This window comes from Hydrogenovibrio sp., from assembly GCF_049975065.1.
Lineage (GTDB): Bacteria > Pseudomonadota > Gammaproteobacteria > Thiomicrospirales > Thiomicrospiraceae > Hydrogenovibrio.
Map to the genome: position 1 here is coordinate 55,288 of NZ_JBNGDN010000002.1, position 18,366 is coordinate 73,653.

The following is an 18,366-nucleotide window of genomic DNA, read 5'->3' on the forward strand; positions in this document are numbered from 1 at the left end:
CCTTCTTGCTTGCCTTCTTGCATGGCAAGGCGTTCCACGGATGTTACATAGGCCATCTGTTGCTCCTCTTCGATTTGATCCAGCGTACGTTTAAATAGAATCTCCAGATTATCCGGTAATCGAATCATCCAGTCAATAAAACGAAATAATTCAATGACCTCTTCTCGCGAATACCCCCGTTGATACAGCAATCGAATCAACTGGATCTTGGCCTCCAGCCTTTGCCGAGGTTGATTAAGTCGTTTGGCTTGCAACTGTGCCGCCACAATCAATGCAAAGACGTTCTCACTGTTCAACAGTATTTCGAGGTTGTCTTGCCAGTCAAGCAACTTCACCATTGGGAAATCAAATCGGATTTTGCAGCCACTCAAAGCGAATTCATAACAACTTGGTCGGAAGTTTGGGTGATTGTCGCTCAGAACGGCGAGGCTGATGACGTCCTGATTGTATTTATCTTGAATGCGGTAATAATACCGAAACATGCGTTTGGCAAAGTTTTTTTCTGGCTCCCCTTGGATTTCGACATGAATCAGCACCCAATGAGTATCCCCGTTTTTAAAGGCTACTTGAATGAGCTTGTCCGCATAAGTACGGCCATTATGTGATTGGGGAAAAATCTGTTGCAGTTCCTTGTCCAGAAAGGAAATGGGTTGCTGCCAATCAATTTGTTGAAACACCTTAGGGAATAATAATGACAAGAATTCAGGAAAACGTCGTTCAAGGGCTTCCTTCCAAGGGCTGTCATGATCTTGATGCGCGGTATCCTGGGTCGGGTCAGTCATTTAGCCTCCATGCCATGACGGGTGTCAAAAAAAGTTCACCGAGTCAGTCTAGCAAAATAAGGTTTGCAGACCCAGTGTTTTCAGTCTATTCAGTCATGGAAGCGAGGTGGGTCGGAATGGTTGGATGAATTTTGCCAGGCCTGGCGCCATTCGCGATAACCGACAATTGCTAAACCGAAATAGAGCACGAACATCACCAGGGTGACGTAATAGCCGGTTTGCCAGTAAAGCACGATGGCGGCGGAATTAATCACCAGCCAGTAGAGCCAGTTTTCCAGCACTTTACGCGCCATGAGAAAGGTGTTCATCACCGAAAACACCATCACCCCGGCATCGAGGTAGGGCAATCGCGAGTGAGCGCCGTTTTCCAGAAATCCGCCCAGTGTGAAGGTGACGCCGAAACCACAGGCGAGGTACAGCAGGTGAAAATACCAAGGTTTGGTGTGCACGGTGACGCCGCTGCGCGCTTCGGCATCGGGTGTCGCCGGTTGCCGCCACAGCCAGAAACCGTAGAGCGCCATCATCAGATAATAGGCGTTCAGCGCCGCTTGCAGGGGCAGTTGCCCTTGCCAGAACAATAGGGTGTAAATCAAGGTGCTGAAAAAGGCACAAGGCCACGCCCAGACGGACTGGCGGATGGCAAAGAGAATGTAACCCATCCCCAGCAGGGTGGCGGCGATTTCCCAGCCGGACAGGGCGGTGAATGAATTCAACCAGGCCTGGAGAAAACCGTCAGCGGCTGGCTGGGTCATAGGCTCTCGGCACTGCAGCGTTCAATGTCGGCTTGCGAGCGGTCGCCGCCCACCAGCTTGAGCACGAAAACGGTTTTTGGTTGCTGGGTGAGCGCGGTTTCGATGTCCTCGGTGAGTGCGGCCATTAAGGTGCGATAGTCGCCGAAAATTTGGGTGCTGAGGGTGTTTTGCACCACTTTAATGTTCGGCTGAGCTTTGAGGCGGTTGATAAAATCAATGATCGGCTGGCAGTAGCCTTCTGTCAGTGGGTACATGCTGATGTCAATGGACGCTTGTAAGGTCATAGTCTTTCCTTAGTGATGAGTGAATGCGTGGTTAAGCGGGTTTTTGCGCTTTGGCCACCACAAAAGCGCCGTCGCCAAACCCCGGTTTAAACGGTAGGGTGTCTGTTTGATCCATGTCCTGCGGACACAGGGTTTGATAACACTCGGGCGCGGCAAAACCGGCGTGTTTCAGTTGCGTGGTGATGTCGTCCACGGAAACAAATTGCGCCTGAGCATAGAAAGGATTATCGGCTTTTAACTGTTGATACTGCTGGCCGAGTTCACTGTGTTTGTCAATAAACGCCACCAGCACCCAGCCATTCGGTTTGACCACTCGAAACGCCTCCGACAAGGCTTTTTCCACCGAATCGACAAAGCAGATGGCGGTGACAAAAAGGGCGAAATCGTGACTGGCTTCGGCCACTGGCAGGGCTTCCGCCACGCCGTCCAATGCCTGAATGCCGCGTTTGGCGGCCAGCGCGCGCATGGCGGCGGACGGCTCGATGGCGGTGGCGATGTGCAAGGGCGCGGCAAACCGCGCCGTGCCCGCACCGATTTCAATGCCTTCGCCGGATGGCAACAGATGCTGAAGCAGCGCCAGTTCCGATTGATAGAGGCTGGGGTGATCGTCGTACCATTGATCGTATTTTTCTGAAAACCGGTCGTAACCTTGAGTCTTGGGCATAGGTTTCTCCTAAGTGGTTGGCAGTGGTTGCAAGGGAGCTGGATAAGGACAGGCGGCTTGGCCAGCGAGCGTGACGCTGGCCGCTGACATTCCATGAGATGTCTGCGCCAGAAAGGGAAGCAGTCGTTCGCTCAACAGCGGCATCAGCCGGTGATAGTCGCCGAACAGTTCCAGCCCCATCGGGGTTGGCGCACAGTGAATGTCGTGCATGTTGGCGGCTAGCTGTGCCGTCAAGGCGCGAAGCGTCACGTCGGCGTCCGCCCCGTGCAAGGTAACGGACACCGACACCCGCATCGCTTTTTTTGGCGAAGCGGTGGCGTTAGTAGTCATACGCCACCGTTACGCCGTAGGTTCTGGGGGCACCTTGTTGGGTGTAAAGTGCCGCGTCCGGCGTTCGGGGGTCGGCATTGAAGTAAAAACCTTGGGTGGCGTATTGGGTGTCGCCGAGGTTTTTGCCCCAGAGCGTGACGGTCCAAGCTTTGCGTTGGTAGGTCAGTGCACTGTTGACCAGCGAATAGGCTTTGGATTTCTGTGGCTTGGTGTTGGAGAAATAGTACGCATCCTTGCCTTCAATGTTGGCCGACCAGGTCCAGTGGTGGTTGAGATAATATTCGCCGCCGAGGTTAAAAGTGTAGCTGGGTGCGCGCTCCACATCGCGACCGTCGAGGTTTTCGCCTTTATAAGTGTAATCGGTAAAGGTGCTGTGCAGCAGGCCGAGTGAGGCCAGTGCGCGGAAGTCGTCCACGATCAACCAGTCGCCTTGCGCTTCCAGACCGTAGTATTCGCTTTCAGCGGCATTGTCGGTCCACAGAATCCAGTCACCGTTGGCTTCTTCTTTGGAGTTTTGCAGTTGTTGGTCTTTGCGCCAGCCGTAAAAGACGTTTAAGCGGGTGTTCAAACGGTTATTCAGCAGGGAGGAGTTTAAGCCGCCTTCCAGATTCCACAAGTATTCGGTGTCAAACACCACTTCATCGGCCGGTAGCTGACTGTCATCATTCACTCCGCCGGGTTTATAGCCTCTGGACAAGGTCACAAAGCTTAAATGATTTGGGTTGATTTGATAACGGGCGCCGACTTTGCCGCCATAGAGGGTTTCATCAGCTTTTTTACGGAAACCGGTGACGGTGCCGTCGTAATCATAACTGTACAGCTCGGCGCGGAGACCGGCAATCAGTGTCCATTTCGACGTCAGGTGATGATCCAGCTGGCCGTAGGCGGCCTTACTTTCGGTGTTGTAGCGATAGCCGGATGGGTATTCTTCGTAGTAGTTTGTGTGGTAATCGTCGTAAACGTAGTGGCCCTGGTATTTTTCATCTTGTTTGAGGTAATACAGCCCAGCCACCCATTCGGTAGTGTTGTTGAAAATGCGACCGTTTTCAGACGATAGAAAGCGCAGATCCAGCGATTGATTGCTGCGTTTGCGTTCGGCATAATCGGTCTGGGTGGCGTGGGTCGGTGAAAAGCCGGTGTAGGCCCAGTCGGCATCGTAGGAATAGACGCTTTTGCTTTGGGTCTGAGTCACCACCGCCACCATGTCCACGGCGTTGGTCATGGCATAATCGGCTTTGAGGGCAAGGCCGTCGGTTTTGAGGCTGTCTTGACCGGGGTTATCGGACAGGGTGGTGGTGCCGTTATCAAAATTAAAGGCATCGTAGCCGTTGTCGATATTGATGTGCAACAGCTTTAAATCCAGCGTTAAACGATCATTGACGTCCCATTTTAAATTGGCGCGTGCCGTGAGTTCATCGTTTTTCTGGGTATTGTGTTTGTCGAGATGATCGTTGTCTATATAGCCGTCGGAGTTGTATTGATAGACGGCGAGACGACCGGCCAAGGTGTCGTCGATAATCGGGCCGTTGAGCATGACGCCACCGGCATAGGTGTTGTGTGAGCCAACGGTGCCTTCCAGTCGCGCCGCAGGTTGATAATTGGCTTCATTGGATTCCACCGCAATTACCCCGGCCAGCGCACTGGCACCGAAGCGGGTGCCTTGCGGGCCGCGCAACACATCCACCTGTTTGACGTCAAACATCGTCGCCGCCGCACCGGTTTGGCTGTAGTCGAAATCGTCCACCAGCACGCCGACCGACGGGTTAATCGGGGTGGTGAATTGTTCGGTCACGCCCATGCCGCGAATCTGAAAATAATTGGCATGGGACGCGCCGCTGGAGGCATTGACATTGGGCATGAGGCCAATCACATCTTCTAGGTTCTGCGCATTGCGTTCTTCCATTTCCACTGGGGTCACAACGGTGACGCTGTTGCTGCTCTGTTGGATGTCCTCTTCGCGGAAATCGGCTTCCACGGTGACGGCTTGCAGTTTGACGGTTTGGTTGGCTGTGTTGGTGGCGGTTTCATTCGCCAGTGTGGGGGTTTGGTGCAGTAGCCCAGCGGTGAAAACGGTGGCCGGCAGTGCGGCAAAAATCGGTTTTAAAAGCATCGTAACTTCCTTTTTAGGTTAAAAAGGACAGGAATGCCGTTCGGTTTTTCAGCGGAGAAGTGAAAGGTCGAGACGTGCAGCCTGTTCCTACGCCAGTATTAACTGGATCAGGTGTTAAGGGTTCTCCTTGCGGAATCTCAGGCCTGGCCAAATTGCTTGGCGAGACCACCCCTCGGCTAAAGGCAAGACATGGCTGTCTTGCGGTGCGCACTTTGTGGCGCGAAATGGATTATAAACGAATTTTGGTCGGCATTGAAAGTCACTTGGGTGTTTTGTTGCACGGTCGGCTCCCATGCCAAATCCACCTGGCCTGGCAGAAAACGTTAAAATAGCTTGATAACGGAATGGCAATCAGGAGGCGACATGACGGAGAGCGTTCAGCGGCGGATGAGAACAGGTCTTGGAATCGCGTGTTGGCTTTGGGCGCAAATGGCGGCGGCGTTGCCTGCGACCGCGCCGAAACCGCCACAACCGCCGCAGCCGTCATCAACAGAACCCTTGTTAACGGTCGGTTGGGTGGAACGGGTGCAGTTGGAACCCTATGAGTTGATGGTGCTGGCGAAGATGGACACGGGGGCGGATCATTCGTCCTTGCATGCCGTGGGCATACAGCCGTTTCTGAAGAATGGCCAGGCCTGGATGCGGTTTCAAACCGTGCAGTCCGTTTGGTTGGACGCGCCGTTTCTGCGCATGGCGCAAATCAAAACCAAAAACGGTGGGGTGCAGTTTCGTCCGGTGGTGGCCTTGCCGGTGTGCTTGGGGAATCGGCAGCAGACGCTGGAAGTGAATCTGGTGAATCGCAGCCATTTGAATTACCCGATGCTGATTGGGCGTTCCGCCATGCGCGACCCGTTTCGGGTGGATCCCAATCAACGGTTTTTAACCCACCCGGATTGTCGTTAAACGCGATTAAAATCGGGTTAAAACGATGGAATATCGTCCGAGTCGTAAGGCAGGCGTTCATCGGTATAAATGGCTTCGGAAAAGGACTCCACCCGTTCTTCGGCGATGTCGGTGCGGGCAAACTGGGCAATGTGGAAGAGGGCTTCGCCTTCATTGACCAACGGCATCACCATCTGCCCGATCACAATGCCGCTGGCATTGGCGTAAATTTCAAATTCCGCTTCACCGAAGGGGTCGGAAATCACCCCCAGTAAGGTTTGGTCTTTTTGCACCCGGTCGCCGTCCTTGACCAGTGCTCGGAAAATGCCGCTGTGCGGCGCACGCACCCAATAACTGGACCGCGCAATGACCGGGTTTTTAACGACGGTTTTGGGGGCGCGGCCGAGTGGAATCATGCCAAGATGCTTCATCACATTCAGGATTCCCTTAACGCCCGCGCGAATCGCCAGTTCATCAAACCGTAAGGCTTCGCCCGCTTCATACAGCAGAATGGGAATGTTTTTTTTGACGGCGGCGGCGCGCAGCGAGCCGGAGCGCAAGCTCATGTTCATCATCAAGGGTGCGCCGAACGCGGTCGCCATGGCCAGGGTTTCTTCGTCTTCGAGATTGGCGCGAATCTGCGGCAGATTGGTGCGGTTGATGGCGCCGGTGTGCAGGTCGATGCCGTGGCTGCATTGCCCCACGATTTCATTGAGAAACAGGTGTGCCATGCGTCCGGCCAGCGAGCCTTTTGACGAACCGGGAAAGCTGCGGTTGAGATCGCGGCGATCCGGCAGATAGCGGCTTTGATTGATAAAACCGTACAGATTCACAATGGGCACGGCAATCAGAGTGCCTTTCAGGCGTTGCAGCGACTTGACTTTCATCAGTCGGCGAATGATTTCCACGCCGTTGAGTTCATCACCGTGAATGGCGGCGCTGATAAACAGTGTTGGTCCTTTGCGTTTGCCGTTAATCACTTGCACCGGCATATTCAGTTCGCCGTGGGTGTACAGCTTGCCGACTTGTAGATCGACGGTTTTGCGTTCACCCGGGTGAATCACTTCTTCGCCAATGGTGATGTCGTGATTGGCCAGCTTTTTCATGACGGTGGCTTCCTGATGATGAGTGGTGTTAGCCTTGTCCACGGGTTTTGGTGTGGTGGGGTTTGGCATTTTTTTCAATGAATTCAATGATTTGTCCGGCGATGTTTTTGCCGGTGGCGGTTTCAATGCCTTCAATGCCGGGTGAGGAGTTGACTTCCATCACCACTGGGCCGTGATTGGAGCGCAGTAAATCGACACCGCAGACATTCAGCCCCATGATTTTCGCGGCGCGCACGGCGGTGGCGCGCTCTTCCGGGGTGATGCGTATTAGCGTGGCGCTGCCGCCCTGATGCAGATTGGAGCGAAATTCGCCTTCTTTGGCCTGACGCTTCATGGAGGCGACCACCTTGCCACCGATGACGAAACAGCGTAAATCCGCCCCGCGGGCTTCTTTAATGAATTCCTGCACCAGAATATTGGCTTTTAGACCGTTAAACGCTTGAATGACCGATTCGGCGGCGGAATGGGTTTCCGCCAACACCACGCCAACGCCTTGGGTGCCTTCCAGTAATTTGATGACCACCGGCGCACCGCCGACGGTTTGCAGTAAATCATTGACATCGTCTGGCGAGTGAGCGAAACCGGTCACCGGCAGGCCGACCCCGCGGCGTGACAATAGTTGCAAACTGCGCAGTTTGTCACGCGATCGGGAAATGGCGACCGATTCGTTCAGCGGATAAACCCCCATCATTTCGAACTGGCGCAGCACCGCCGTACCCTAGAAGGTAATGGACGCGCCGATGCGGGGAATCACTGCATCGAACCCCTCCAGAATGTCGCCTTTGTAATGCACTTGCGGGTGATTGGAGGAAATATTCATGTAGCAGCGCAGGGCGTCAATGACATGCACTTCGTGACCGCGCTGTTCAGCGGCCTCAATCAGGCGGCGGGTGGAATAGAGGTGCGCATTGCGCGATAAAATGGCGATTTTCATAAAGGACAACTCTTAGTGCGGTTTGTACGAGAGATTGGATTGATCTTCATTTTACTCCGATTGCGTTTCCAGTGAGATGAAAATGCAGTGTTGGTTGGCATTGTGGTGCAAACGCTTTTGTTTAGCGTGTTTTTAGGGTATAAAGGCCTTCCGAAAACGTCTGACCTTGCTTTAGAATTGATTATGTCCCATCAAACGAACGCCCCAAATGAGCTTCAGCCAGAAACCGATGCGCTGGCGGCCGATGTTCAACCAAGAACCGAAGACAAACTGATTCAGTTGCAAACCCTATTGGCGGAAGCTGACCAGACCAGGGTTTGCAGCTTTCTGGCCGAACAAAGCGACATTGAAACCGCCCATTTGCTGGCGTCCTTCCCCAGCCATGATCGCGCACGCATTTGGGTGTGTGTGCCGGATGACCTAAAAGGGGAAGTGCTGGCGGAAGTCGGTGAAGACGTTCGAACCGCGTTAATGTTGGATATGGCCCCGGCGGAACTGTCGGATCTGACCAAGGATCTGGATGCGCAGGACATTGCCGAGATTCTGGAAACGGCGGAGCCGGAGGTGAAGGAAGCCGTTATCGAGTCGCTTGATGACAGTATGCGTGAACAGGTGCAGGTGCTGCATGCCTACGACGAGGATGCCGTGGGGCGTTACATGGATCCGAATACGGTGAATGTCAAATCGGATGTGACCTTGGAAACCGTGCAGCGTTACATTCGCATCAAAGGGTTGCTGGATGAGCGTTCTCAGGAGTTTATGGTCACCGATAAAGAGAATCGGTTGGTGGGGGCGTTCAGTCTGGTGGATTTGGTGAAAAATCCTCAGGAAACCCAGGTGGCGGATGTGATGTATCAATCCGAGTCGCTGTTGGATGAAATGGATGTGCACGATGCCGCAGTGGTGTTGCGCTCTAAAGGATTACGTTTTGTGCCGGTGGTGAATGCCGAAGGCCTGCTGGTGGGGCAGTTAAATATCGACAACATTATGGAAATCACGCGTGAAGATGCCGACAGTACCCTGTTGGGGATGTCCGGTGTGCGCGACGATGAAGAGCTGTTTGCCCCGATTATGACCAGTGCCAAAAGTCGCGGCATCTGGCTGGGCATTAATCTGGCGACTGCCTTTCTGGCGGCCTATGTCATTGGTCAGTTTGAAGCGGTCTTGTCTCAGGTGGTGGCGCTGGCGGTGTTGATGCCGGTGGTGGCCAGCATGGGCGGCATTGCGGGGAGTCAGACGCTGACGGTGATTATTCGCGGTCTGGCGATGGGGCAGATCGGTGGCAACAACCGTTGGTGGCTGTTTAATAAAGAGCTTTGGGTCGGTGCGGCCAACGGCTTGGTGTGGGCGCTGGTAGTGGGTGCGATTGCACAGCTATGGTTTGCGAATTGGACGGTGAGCCTAGTGATTACCTTGGCGATTGTGATTAATATGACGGTGGCGAATGTGTCCGGCATTGCCATTCCATTGATTTTAAAGCGCATGAAAATCGACCCGGCGCTTTCCGGTGCGGTGATTCTCACCACCGTCACCGATGTGGTCGGATTTTTATCCTTCCTCGGCCTGGCGACCTTGCTGTTGCTGCATTAAGTGTTCATGAGCCGTTAAACCCGAAAGTGCCCAGGCCTGGGCATTTCCATTGTCAAAGTAGTGTGTCGATTTGGGCTTTGGCGGCCGCTTCCGAAGCGGTTACAACGTCTTCGCCCATCGCCATGCCAGGGGCTTCAATAAAGGTGATGTCTTCAATGCCGATGAAATTCAAGGCGGTTTGCAAATAGGGTTTGACGAAATTCAGTGCGTCCATCGGTGGCTGGGTGTAATCCCCGCCCGAAGCGATAAACACATAAACTTTTTTCCCTTTCAGCAAGCCTTCCGGCCCCTTTTCGCTGTATTGAAAGGTTTCGCCGACCCGCAGAATATGATCCAGATAGGCCTTTAAAGTGGATGGAATGCCGAAGTTGTACATGGGCGTGGTCAGCACTAGGATGTCGGCTTCGCGGATTTGCGCGACGTATCGGTTGGACAGTATCAGGGCGGTGTTTTGCGCTTCCGTTCGTTGCTCGGCATGGGTGTACATGGCATCAATCATGGTTTGATCCATGTGCGGTGGCGGTGAATCGGCTAAATCCACGGTTTGCACTTTGGCATTTCGGTTTTGCGCTTGCCATTTCGACATAAAGTAATCCGCCAGTGCTTTAGAGTGTGAACCTTGTGAAAGGGCACTGCTGTCAATGCGAAGTAGAGTGGTCATGTTATGTGGCTCCTGAAAGTGAGGCATTGTAGGAGGTTTGTATTGTAGCGAACGCGATAACGAGAAAAAAGACGTGAAGCCGCAAATCACTGTTGCGTGTTTGGCAATAATACAGATATGGAAAAAATACCGGTATGAACCGTTGGATTTGCCCAGGCCTGGGCAAATCCGGATGTGTGGGTTAGGTGGGTTTGCGGTTTATTTCAAGCCGGACAGAATGGCGTTTTCCACTTGATCAATGGTTTGGGTGCCATCGACTTTGATGTATTTCAACGAGGGGTTTTGAGCCGCTTCCTTTGTGTAGTAACCGATTAAAGGTGCGGTTTGTTCGTGATAGACGTTTAGCCGATCCAGCACCACTTCGGGTTTATCGTCGTCGCGTTGAATCAGGTCTTCACCTGTGTCGTTGTCTTTGCCGTCCACTTTCGGCGGGTTGTAAGTGAGGTGGTAGGTGCGCCCGGAAGCCGGATGCACGCGGCGTCCCGCCATGCGGTTCACGATTTCGGAATCAGGGACGTCGATTTCGATAATGGCGTCGATGGCGACGCCAGCGTTTTGTAAGGCATCCGCCTGTGGCACCGTTCTTGGGAAACCGTCCAGCAGGAAGCCGTTGGCGCAGTCCGGCTCGGCAATGCGGTCTTTGACCAGCCCGATAATGATGTCGTCTGTAACCAATTTACCGGCGTCCATAAATTCTTTAGCTTGCTGGCCGAGTGGCGTTTGCGCTTTGATGGCGGCGCGCAGCATATCGCCGGTGGAGATTTGTGGGATGTCGAATTTTTGCGTCAGGAATTGGGCTTGGGTGCCTTTTCCGGCGCCGGGTGCGCCCAGAAGAATGAATTTCATAATCGCGTCTCGCTTCAGGTTATAGATAGGGCTTTGCCCGATGTCAGTGGCGGCTATTTTATCAAATTGAACAGGGAAGCCTTTATTAATTCGGCCGCGATTGGGTGTTAAAAGGCGTTAAAAGGCCACTTATTCAGGGTGAGCGGCCTCTCTTAAAGCGTTTTTAAAAGCGTTTGCATCAGGGTCTCGGCTTGGAGCCCATAGCCGCCGCCAAATAGGTTGAAATGGTTCAGAAGATGGTAAAGGTTGTAAAGGTCTTTGCGCTGGGCGTAGCCTGTGTCCAGCGGAAAAACGCTGTTGTATCCTTCATAAAACGCGGCTGAGAAGCCCCCGAAGAGCTCGGTCATGGCGAGGTCGGCCTCGCGGTCGCCGTAGTAGCTGGCCGGGTCGAAAAACACGGCATCGCCGTCGGCGGTGAAAGCGCTGTTGCCGCCCCAGAGATCGCCATGCAACGGCGACGCTTCGGGTTGATAGTCACGGAAAAACTGCGGCAGGCTGGCAATCAGACGTTCACCGGCCGTGATTAAGCGGGCGGGTGCGCCATTTTGCTGCGCCAGTGTCAATTGATGTTTGAGACGCTGTTCGCCATAGAAGGTGATCCAGTCGTCCGCCCAGTCGTTGGGTTGCAAGGTGTGACCAATGTAGTTGTCTTCGAACCAGCCGAAGCGTTTGTCGGGGTGAATTTGATGATGGAGCAGCGCCAGATCCTTGCCGCGTTGCGCATCGTCACCGCGCGTCGTGAGCGGCAGGTATTCCAATAATAACCAGGCCTGGCTGTTTTCGCTTTCGGGTGACAGAAGGCCGTGCGTGATGACTTTGGGCACCCGAATGCTGAGGGTGTCGGTCAGGGTTTCGAGGCTGTTGGCTTCAGTTTCGAATAGTGGGTACCATTGAGGTTGATTGGTTTTCAGAAAAAAATCGCCCTGCGCGGTGTGCAGGTGATAGGCCGTGTGAATGTCACCGCCGGAAACGGCCGTGGCACTTTCAATGTCAAATGGGCTGTTGGTCATGTCGGTGACGGCGTCCGATAGGGCGTGCCAATTCATGCAAACTCCTTGAGCGGGGGATTCGGGGTGCCTGTTACTGAAACAGTTCCTGGGTCATTTGCTCCAGCGACGTATCTGAAAACTCGGGGATTTCGGGGGCATTGTCGGTGCGGAAAATTTCAAAAAACGCGCCCGGAGTGTCGGCGGTAACCGCCAAACCGGTGTCTCGGTCAATCGGCACATTCACCAGCCCTTCCGGTAAGCTGAAGGGGGCGTTTGGGTAAGGTTCGAGCGCCGCACGCATAAAGTCGATCCAAATCGGTAAGGCCGCGCGACCGCCGACTTCAGCACGCCCGAGTGTGGTCGGGCTGTCGAAGCCGACCCAGACGGTGGTGGCGATGTCGGGGTTGAAGCCGGAAAACCAAGCGTCTTTTTGATCGTTGGTGGTGCCGGTTTTGCCCGCAATGTCCTGTCTCTCCAGAACCTTGGCTTTGCGCCCCGAGCCGTATTGAATCACATCCTGCATCATGGAGGTCATTAAGTAAGCGTTTTGCGGCGTAATAACACGCGGGGCATTCAAAGGGTCGTCTTCCAAGCACTGCACGGTGCAGGCGCGTTGCGGCTCAGCGCGATAGAGGGTGTCGCCATTGAAATCCTGCACCGACTCAATCAGATATGGGTCGATTAAAAAACCGCTGTTGGCAAAGGTGGCGTAGCCGCGCACCACCTGTAACGGGGTTAAGGGCACCGACCCCAGCGCCAGAGAGAGATTACGGTGAGCGTTTAACTGGTTCGGCGGAAAGCCGAAGCGTTCGAAATAATCCACCGCAAAACGAATGCCAATGTCTTGCAGAATGCGAATCGATACCAAGTTGCGCGAATAGGCCAGTGCCTTGCGCAGACGGGTGGGGCCGTAGAAACGGCCGGAATAGTTTTCAGGACGCCAGGTGTCTTCCAGCGCACGGTCGTGGAAAACCACCGGGGCATCATTAATAAGGGTGGCGGTGGTCATGCCCTTGTCGAGCGCGGCGGAATACAGAAACGGTTTGATATTGGAACCGACTTGCCGTTCGGCCTGAATGACACGGTTGAATTTACTGCGGAAATAGTCGAAGCCGCCCACCAGTGAAATAATGCGCCCGGTTTTTGAGTCAACGGAAATCAGTGCCGCTTCCGACTTGGGGTCTTGCGCCAACAGCCAGGCATCGTTCAGCTTTTGCAGATAAATCACGTCGCCACGACTGAGTACGTCGCCGACGGTTTGGGGTTCACGACCGGTTTTATTAACGTCGATGTAGGGGGCGGCCCACAGCATGTCTTCCAGTTTTAACTCGGTGGATTCACCGTTTGTCATGAGGACTTCGGCGCTCTTCTCGGTCACGCCGGTGACGACACCGGTTTGCAGGAATCCGAATTTAGGCACTTCGTCTAAATATTTCAGCGTCTGCGCTTGATCGGTGAGCACCGTTGGGGCAAGGCGCTGAATCGGGCCGCGATAGCCGTGGCGGCGTTCGTAATCCTGCAAGCCGTTGCGCACGGCGAGATTGGCGGTGTTCTGCAACCGGCTGTCGATGGTGGTGACAATGGTTAGGCCATTTTCCAGTGCGGCCTCGCCAAAGTTTTCAATGGCAAAGCTGCGCGCCATTTCCGCCACGTAACCGGCTTCGATGTCAATGCGCGCGCCGGTGAGTTTGGCGTGTACCGGCACGGCTTGCGCCGCTTTCATCTGTTGTTCGGTGATGTAGTGGTTTTCGTACATACGGCGCAACACATAGTTGCGGCGGATTTTCGCCCGCTCGGGGTTGTAGATTGGATTAAAGCGTGACGGCGCTTTCGGCAGACCGGCAATCATGGCGTATTCGTCCAGCGACAATTGATCGATGGGTTTTCCGTAGTAAGTCTGCGCGGCGGCGGCGACCCCGTAGGAACGGTAGCCGAGGAAAATTTTATTCAGGTAAATGGCAAGGATTTCCTGCTTGGAAATCTGGTGCTCGATTTTGTAGGCGAGAATGATCTCGTTGAATTTACGCAAATAGGTTTTTTCATTGTCCAAAAAGTAGTTTCGTGCCACCTGCATGGTGATGGTGGAACCGCCGGACTGTTTGCTGCCGGTGGTAATGAGCTCGTAAACCGCCCGCGCGAGGCCTTTGTAATCGACACCGCCGTGCTCGAAAAAGCTTTCATCTTCGGAAGAAATAATCGCTTGTGTCATGCGTTCCGGTATCTCGGAGTAGTCCAGCGGAATGCGTTTTTGGGTGCCGATTTCACTGATGAGTGGCCCGTCCTGCGACACGATTCTCAGCGGCACTTTATAGGTGACATCCTTTAGAGTGGAGGCATCTGGCAGGGTGGGGTAGATGGTGATGACGTAAACTAGCACCGCGACCAAGGGGGTGACGAACCCCCCAAGAAACACCGAAAGCCAGAAAAAACGTTTCAGGTGCTTACGTTTTTTTGTTGGTTTTTTGGCGGCGTGTGCGGTGTCTGTCGGGTGTTGTGAAGCGTCTGAGGTTTCAGATTCCGGTGCGGCTTTGGGCGGGGTTTGCTGGTTGTCATCGCTCATTTTGGGGGTGTCTGGGCTCGTTTGGGCTGAAAGTATAGGCCGTTTCGGTGGGGGCAACTGACCGTTTTTGTTGAAATTTCTGCGAATTATACGGGAAATTCGCCTCAGACAAAAGGGCGATTCAATTGGGGTGGATTTGAGTCAGTCAGACCAGGCCTGGCAAAACGACTGACAATAAAAACCCGGCGGTTGAGGCCGGGCTGGATGGGCGATGTGAAACCGCGCCGCGATTCGCAACGCTGTATGGCTTTACTACTTGGAGTAACGCTTGGTTTTGATGTCGCTGTAGATCAGGTAGAGGTTGCCGCCCACGATAATGACGATAGACGCCACAACCGCCGCCAAACCAATGCCGACTTGCAATGACTGCGGCAGGAAACCGGCCCAAATACCCAATAAAATGGCCAACGGGATGACGACTGTGACCACCAGTACGCCAATCATTTTTAATAAATTATTCATGTGTTTGTTCCTCAGATGAGTTGTGAATCCTTACAACAGTTTCGAACTATACTGGCGTTACCCTGAAAATTCAAATAAAAATCTTGATTGGGGTCAAGAAAGAATCCTTATGGCGGTGAAAAGTTTTACACCCCACATTCGTCAAGTGAGTCATTAATTGAACCTGAATTAAACCGTAAATTATTAAACCGCGATGGCAAAATAGGTTTTGATGCCTTCAAGAATGCTATTAGTGGCCACGGCGGCGAGAATCAGCCCCATGACACGGCTGATGACGCTGGCACCGGCGTCCCCAATCAGCCGATGAATGACGGTGGCCGCCAGCAGCAGTGCAAAGGTGATGACAATAACCAAAAGCATAAGGCCTGCGGTGACGGCTTGTTGCGTGATGTCGAAGCGGTGGTTGTCTGTGAGCAGCACCACCGCCATCATGGCACCGGGAGAGGCAATGGAGGGAATCGCCAGTGGAAAAATCGCCTGATTGACGGCGTGGCGATGGCTGTCGGCTTCAGAGTGTTCGATCAGCTGTTTTTCGGTTGTGGGCTTGCCGTCACCGAAAATCATGGTGAGGGCAAATAGAAACAGGACGATGCCACCGGCAATTTGAAACGCGGAAAGCGGTATTTCTATGGATTCGAGCAGCAGTTGTCCGGCGATAATGAAAAACAATAAAACACCGGCGGATGTCAGCGCGGCGATGGCAGCGATTTTGCGTTGTTGAGTCGCGGCGTACCCGGCGGTGACAGCCAAAAAAACCGGGATGCTGCCAATCGGGTCTATGACCGCCCAGAGGATAATAAATTGCTGAATCAGGTCGTGCATAATCACTCGGTCGTTGTTTAATTTTGCCAACCAGTCTACTCGATGTGTTGCTTCTTTTTGTGAATAATTCAGGTTAACGATTTTTGAGGCTGGTTTCCTAGGGCGGGCTTGTTATAATTCGGCGGAGCTTGTTAATCATGCGAATTTAAATCATAGGTTCCATTAAATCCTGTAGAACCTGAATATTATGAGACCCCTATTTTATGAGACCCAGTGGCCGCCAGACCGACCAATTACGAGAAGTTACCCTGACTAAGGACTTTACCAAGCACGCAGAAGGCTCGGTGTTGATTGCCTTTGGTGAAACCAAAGTGATCTGCAATGTCACGGTGGAAGAAAAGGTGCCGCCGTTTTTGAAAGGCAAAGGGCAGGGGTGGATTACCGCAGAATACGGTATGCTGCCACGTTCTACTGACAGTCGGATGCGTCGTGAAGCCAGTGCCGGGAAACAGGGCGGGCGCACGGTGGAGATTCAGCGGCTGATTGGTCGCGCCTTGCGTGCCGGGGTGGACATGCAAACACTGGGCGAGCGCACTTTGTGGGTGGATTGCGATGTGATTCAGGCCGACGGCGGCACCCGCACCGCCTCCATTACCGGCGGTTTTGCCGCCTTGGCCTTGGCGGTGGAGCGTTTGATCGCCAAAGGCACTTTGACGGAAAGCCCGATTCTGCATCATGTCGGTTCGGTTTCGGTGGGTATTTATCAAGGTACGCCGGTGCTGGATTTGGATTATGCGGAAGATGCCAATGCCGAAACCGATATGAACCTGGTGATGACCGACGACGGTCGTTTTATCGAAGTGCAAGGCACGGCGGAAGCGGAACCTTACTCGTTGGACGAAATGAATGCGATGATTGCTTTGGGGCAAAAAGGCATTCAAGAATTGATCGGTTTGCAGAAAGCCATGTTGGCGGGCGTTTGAGATGACGATGCCGCGTGAATGGGTGCTGGCCACCGGCAATGCCGGTAAGCTGACGGAAATGCGTGAGCTCCTAGCGCCGCTGGGGGTTCAGCTACGGGCGCAATCGGAATTTTTTGCCGAAGAAGCCGTGGAAGACGGCTTGAGCTTTATTGAGAACGCCATTATCAAAGCGCGTTTCGCCAGCGCAAAAACCGGCTTGCCAGCCATTGCCGACGACTCCGGCCTGGAAGTGGCCGCCTTGCAAGGGCGACCGGGGATTTATTCGGCGCGTTATGCGGAAGGCTATCACGGCCATTCGGCCACCGATGCTTTAAATAACCAAAAACTGCTGGACGAGATGGCGGGGGTGGAAAATCGCCAGGCCTGCTATTATTGCGCCATGGTGTTGGTGCGCCACAGCGAAGACCCGGTGCCGCTCATCGGACTGGGGCAGTGGTGCGGTGAGGTGCTGACCGAGCCGCGCGGTGACGGCGGTTTTGGCTATGATCCGGTGATCTGGATGGCGTCTCACGGCTGCGCCGTGTCAGAATTGCCGAAATCGGTTAAAAATCAGATCAGTCATCGTGCGCAGGCGATTCAGGCTCTGTTGGCACAATTTGAATGATAAAGGGGTGAGCTTATGAAAATTGTAGCCTTGGTGGCCATCGTGCCGGCGGATTTGGAATCGGATTTGAAAAAGGTGGCCAAGGAGGCCGGTGCCACCGGCGCGACCATCTTTAATGCACGCGGCAGCGGGGTGGAGGATAAACGCTCGTTTCTGTCTTTGACGTTTGAAGGGAATCAGACGGTGCTGCTGTATATCTTGGAAGAGGGCATGTCCAAAACGGTCTTGAAAGCTCTGCGCGGCTTTATGGATACCAATGAGGATCGCGGCTTGGCGTTTACCGTGCCGATCAATCATATTATTGGCCTGGATAAAGCCTTGCTGCATAAGTTTGAAAAGAACATTCAGGAAGAGGAGCGGTTCTCATGAGCGATAGAATGCTGGTAGCGGATGTGATGAAAGCTGAGGTGGTGACCATTAAAGCGCATGCCACCTTGAAAGAAGCGTTGCAGTTGATGAAGCGAAAAGGGTTGAAGTCGCTGGTGGTGGATAAAAACTCGCCTAGTGATGCCTATGGCATTATCACCAATTCGCAGATTTTGCAGACGGTGCTGGTGGAGGACGGCGACATTGAACTCTTTAATGTGTTTGATGTTTATAAAAAACCGGCGTTTTACGTTTCGTCGAAAATCGACGTCAAATACGCCGCCAAAACCATGTTGGAGCAGAATGTGAAACGGGTGGTGGTAACGGATGATAATGAACTCAAAGGCATTCTGAGCATTACCGACCTCAGCGATTATGTGCTGTCGTTGGTGGATTCTTGATGACAGTCGAACGCGGAGATGTCTGAAATCTTGAAACAATTGCGCGAGGCGCTGTGGGATTCTTTGCGCAATATTCTGCCCATTTTGCTGGTCATTGTCGGCTTTCAGCTACTGGTCTTTCAGACAGTGCCGGATCAGTGGTTGGCGATTGCGTTCGGCTTTTTGATTGTTGTGCTGGGGGTGGCGTTTTTTCTGGTGGGGTTGGAAGTCGGCGTGTTTCCGCTGGGCAACTCTCTGTCGAATGAATTTCTGCAAAAGCGTTCCGTCACGTTATTTGTGTTATTCGGGTTTGCGATTG

General features: G+C 53.4%; 20 protein-coding genes, 1 pseudogene and 1 riboswitch. Of the genes and pseudogenes, 7 read left to right on the top strand and 14 right to left on the bottom strand.

Translation table 11 applies throughout. The features are described from left to right. The 6 genes from ACP5D0_RS00955 to ACP5D0_RS00980 form a co-directional block, all read right to left on the bottom strand. Nucleotides 1-782 (bottom strand): RpnC/YadD family protein (locus tag ACP5D0_RS00955; RefSeq protein WP_472363673.1); only part of this gene is annotated, 782 nt, incomplete at its 3' end. Nucleotides 783-871: 89 nt separating this feature from the next. After that, nucleotides 872-1,534, bottom strand: a complete 663-nt coding sequence (gene pnuC, locus ACP5D0_RS00960) for a nicotinamide riboside transporter PnuC (protein ID WP_472363674.1) — start codon at nucleotides 1,532-1,534, stop codon at nucleotides 872-874. Beyond that, nucleotides 1,531-1,818: a hypothetical protein gene (locus tag ACP5D0_RS00965; protein ID WP_472363675.1), complete on the bottom strand. Its 288-nt coding sequence runs from the start codon at nucleotides 1,816-1,818 to the stop codon at nucleotides 1,531-1,533. The genes pnuC and ACP5D0_RS00965 overlap by 4 nt, the downstream gene beginning before the upstream one ends. A 31-nt stretch (nucleotides 1,819-1,849) precedes the next feature. Then, on the bottom strand, nucleotides 1,850-2,482 hold the full coding sequence (locus tag ACP5D0_RS00970; RefSeq protein ID WP_472363676.1) for a class I SAM-dependent methyltransferase: 633 nt from the start codon (nucleotides 2,480-2,482) through the stop codon (nucleotides 1,850-1,852). 9 nt (nucleotides 2,483-2,491) lie between these two features. Continuing rightward, nucleotides 2,492-2,812, bottom strand: a complete 321-nt coding sequence (locus ACP5D0_RS00975) for a hypothetical protein (protein ID WP_472363677.1) — start codon at nucleotides 2,810-2,812, stop codon at nucleotides 2,492-2,494. After that, nucleotides 2,802-4,922: a TonB-dependent receptor gene (locus tag ACP5D0_RS00980; protein WP_472363678.1), complete on the bottom strand. Its 2,121-nt coding sequence runs from the start codon at nucleotides 4,920-4,922 to the stop codon at nucleotides 2,802-2,804. Before ACP5D0_RS00980 ends, ACP5D0_RS00975 begins: the two co-directional genes overlap by 11 nt. A 66-nt stretch (nucleotides 4,923-4,988) precedes the next feature. Beyond that, a riboswitch (TPP riboswitch) is annotated at nucleotides 4,989-5,105 on the bottom strand. 180 nt (nucleotides 5,106-5,285) lie between these two features. On the opposite strand from ACP5D0_RS00980, the gene ACP5D0_RS00985 reads away from it, so the two are divergent. Further along, entirely contained in the window at nucleotides 5,286-5,825 is a 540-nt protein-coding gene (locus ACP5D0_RS00985) for an ATP-dependent zinc protease family protein (RefSeq protein WP_472363679.1), read from the top strand. 17 nt (nucleotides 5,826-5,842) lie between these two features. Here the strand turns inward: ACP5D0_RS00985 and ACP5D0_RS00990 are convergent, their stop codons facing one another. Next, entirely contained in the window at nucleotides 5,843-6,910 is a 1,068-nt protein-coding gene (locus ACP5D0_RS00990) for a succinylglutamate desuccinylase/aspartoacylase family protein (RefSeq protein ID WP_472363680.1), read from the bottom strand. 28 nt (nucleotides 6,911-6,938) lie between these two features. Next, a pseudogene (gene rimK / locus ACP5D0_RS00995) lies at nucleotides 6,939-7,844 on the bottom strand (30S ribosomal protein S6--L-glutamate ligase). Nucleotides 7,845-8,027: 183 nt separating this feature from the next. On the opposite strand from rimK, the gene mgtE reads away from it, so the two are divergent. Further along, nucleotides 8,028-9,434: a magnesium transporter gene (gene mgtE / locus ACP5D0_RS01000; RefSeq protein ID WP_472363681.1), complete on the top strand. Its 1,407-nt coding sequence runs from the start codon at nucleotides 8,028-8,030 to the stop codon at nucleotides 9,432-9,434. Between the two features lie 52 nt (nucleotides 9,435-9,486). On the opposite strand, the gene ACP5D0_RS01005 is transcribed toward mgtE, so the two are convergent. The 6 genes from ACP5D0_RS01005 to ACP5D0_RS01030 all read right to left on the bottom strand — a co-directional run bounded on the left by ACP5D0_RS01005 (nucleotide 9,487) and on the right by ACP5D0_RS01030 (nucleotide 15,804). Continuing rightward, entirely contained in the window at nucleotides 9,487-10,095 is a 609-nt protein-coding gene (locus tag ACP5D0_RS01005; RefSeq protein WP_472363682.1) for an FMN-dependent NADH-azoreductase, read from the bottom strand. Nucleotides 10,096-10,293: 198 nt separating this feature from the next. After that, complete coding sequence (adk, locus tag ACP5D0_RS01010) at nucleotides 10,294-10,941, bottom strand: adenylate kinase (protein ID WP_472363683.1); 648 nt, start codon at nucleotides 10,939-10,941, stop codon at nucleotides 10,294-10,296. Nucleotides 10,942-11,093: 152 nt separating this feature from the next. Then, nucleotides 11,094-11,987 carry a fructosamine kinase family protein gene (locus ACP5D0_RS01015; protein WP_472363684.1) on the bottom strand — a complete coding sequence of 298 codons (894 nt, stop codon included), beginning with the start codon at nucleotides 11,985-11,987 and terminating at the stop codon, nucleotides 11,094-11,096. A 34-nt stretch (nucleotides 11,988-12,021) separates the two neighbouring features. After that, nucleotides 12,022-14,490, bottom strand: coding sequence for a penicillin-binding protein 1A (locus ACP5D0_RS01020; RefSeq protein ID WP_472363685.1), 2,469 nt, complete (start codon nucleotides 14,488-14,490; stop codon nucleotides 12,022-12,024). Nucleotides 14,491-14,742: 252 nt separating this feature from the next. Then, nucleotides 14,743-14,952, bottom strand: coding sequence for a hypothetical protein (locus ACP5D0_RS01025; protein WP_472363686.1), 210 nt, complete (start codon nucleotides 14,950-14,952; stop codon nucleotides 14,743-14,745). 183 nt (nucleotides 14,953-15,135) lie between these two features. After that, nucleotides 15,136-15,804 carry a MarC family protein gene (locus tag ACP5D0_RS01030; RefSeq protein ID WP_472363687.1) on the bottom strand — a complete coding sequence of 223 codons (669 nt, stop codon included), beginning with the start codon at nucleotides 15,802-15,804 and terminating at the stop codon, nucleotides 15,136-15,138. Between the two features lie 173 nt (nucleotides 15,805-15,977). Here ACP5D0_RS01030 and rph point away from each other — a divergent pair, with 173 nt between their 5' ends. The 5 genes from rph to ACP5D0_RS01055 form a co-directional block, all read left to right on the top strand. After that, nucleotides 15,978-16,697: a ribonuclease PH gene (gene rph, locus ACP5D0_RS01035; protein WP_472363688.1), complete on the top strand. Its 720-nt coding sequence runs from the start codon at nucleotides 15,978-15,980 to the stop codon at nucleotides 16,695-16,697. A gap of 7 nt (nucleotides 16,698-16,704) precedes the next feature. Beyond that, a complete protein-coding gene (rdgB, locus tag ACP5D0_RS01040; protein ID WP_472363708.1) occupies nucleotides 16,705-17,301 on the top strand; it encodes an RdgB/HAM1 family non-canonical purine NTP pyrophosphatase in 597 nt (198 codons plus the stop codon). Between the two features lie 15 nt (nucleotides 17,302-17,316). Continuing rightward, nucleotides 17,317-17,670, top strand: a complete 354-nt coding sequence (locus tag ACP5D0_RS01045; RefSeq protein ID WP_472363689.1) for a P-II family nitrogen regulator — start codon at nucleotides 17,317-17,319, stop codon at nucleotides 17,668-17,670. Continuing rightward, a complete protein-coding gene (locus ACP5D0_RS01050; protein WP_472363690.1) occupies nucleotides 17,667-18,068 on the top strand; it encodes a CBS domain-containing protein in 402 nt (133 codons plus the stop codon). Before ACP5D0_RS01045 ends, ACP5D0_RS01050 begins: the two co-directional genes overlap by 4 nt. 18 nt (nucleotides 18,069-18,086) lie before the next feature. Next, the coding region (locus tag ACP5D0_RS01055; RefSeq protein ID WP_472363691.1) for a DUF1538 family protein at nucleotides 18,087-18,366 on the top strand (280 nt) is incomplete at its 3' end.

Coding starts and splice junctions, on each gene's coding strand:
- pnuC (WP_472363674.1), bottom strand. CDS start 1,534: ATGACCCAGCCAGCCGCTGACGGTTTTCTCCAGGCCTGGTTGAATTCA.
- ACP5D0_RS00965 (WP_472363675.1), bottom strand. CDS start 1,818: ATGACCTTACAAGCGTCCATTGACATCAGCATGTACCCACTGACAGAA.
- ACP5D0_RS00970 (WP_472363676.1), bottom strand. CDS start 2,482: ATGCCCAAGACTCAAGGTTACGACCGGTTTTCAGAAAAATACGATCAA.
- ACP5D0_RS00975 (WP_472363677.1), bottom strand. CDS start 2,812: ATGACTACTAACGCCACCGCTTCGCCAAAAAAAGCGATGCGGGTGTCG.
- ACP5D0_RS00980 (WP_472363678.1), bottom strand. CDS start 4,922: ATGCTTTTAAAACCGATTTTTGCCGCACTGCCGGCCACCGTTTTCACC.
- ACP5D0_RS00985 (WP_472363679.1), top strand. CDS start 5,286: ATGACGGAGAGCGTTCAGCGGCGGATGAGAACAGGTCTTGGAATCGCG.
- ACP5D0_RS00990 (WP_472363680.1), bottom strand. CDS start 6,910: ATGAAAAAGCTGGCCAATCACGACATCACCATTGGCGAAGAAGTGATT.
- mgtE (WP_472363681.1), top strand. CDS start 8,028: ATGTCCCATCAAACGAACGCCCCAAATGAGCTTCAGCCAGAAACCGAT.
- ACP5D0_RS01005 (WP_472363682.1), bottom strand. CDS start 10,095: ATGACCACTCTACTTCGCATTGACAGCAGTGCCCTTTCACAAGGTTCA.
- adk (WP_472363683.1), bottom strand. CDS start 10,941: ATGAAATTCATTCTTCTGGGCGCACCCGGCGCCGGAAAAGGCACCCAA.
- ACP5D0_RS01015 (WP_472363684.1), bottom strand. CDS start 11,987: ATGAATTGGCACGCCCTATCGGACGCCGTCACCGACATGACCAACAGC.
- ACP5D0_RS01020 (WP_472363685.1), bottom strand. CDS start 14,490: ATGAGCGATGACAACCAGCAAACCCCGCCCAAAGCCGCACCGGAATCT.
- ACP5D0_RS01025 (WP_472363686.1), bottom strand. CDS start 14,952: ATGAATAATTTATTAAAAATGATTGGCGTACTGGTGGTCACAGTCGTC.
- rph (WP_472363688.1), top strand. CDS start 15,978: ATGAGACCCAGTGGCCGCCAGACCGACCAATTACGAGAAGTTACCCTG.
- rdgB (WP_472363708.1), top strand. CDS start 16,705: ATGCCGCGTGAATGGGTGCTGGCCACCGGCAATGCCGGTAAGCTGACG.
- ACP5D0_RS01045 (WP_472363689.1), top strand. CDS start 17,317: ATGAAAATTGTAGCCTTGGTGGCCATCGTGCCGGCGGATTTGGAATCG.
- ACP5D0_RS01050 (WP_472363690.1), top strand. CDS start 17,667: ATGAGCGATAGAATGCTGGTAGCGGATGTGATGAAAGCTGAGGTGGTG.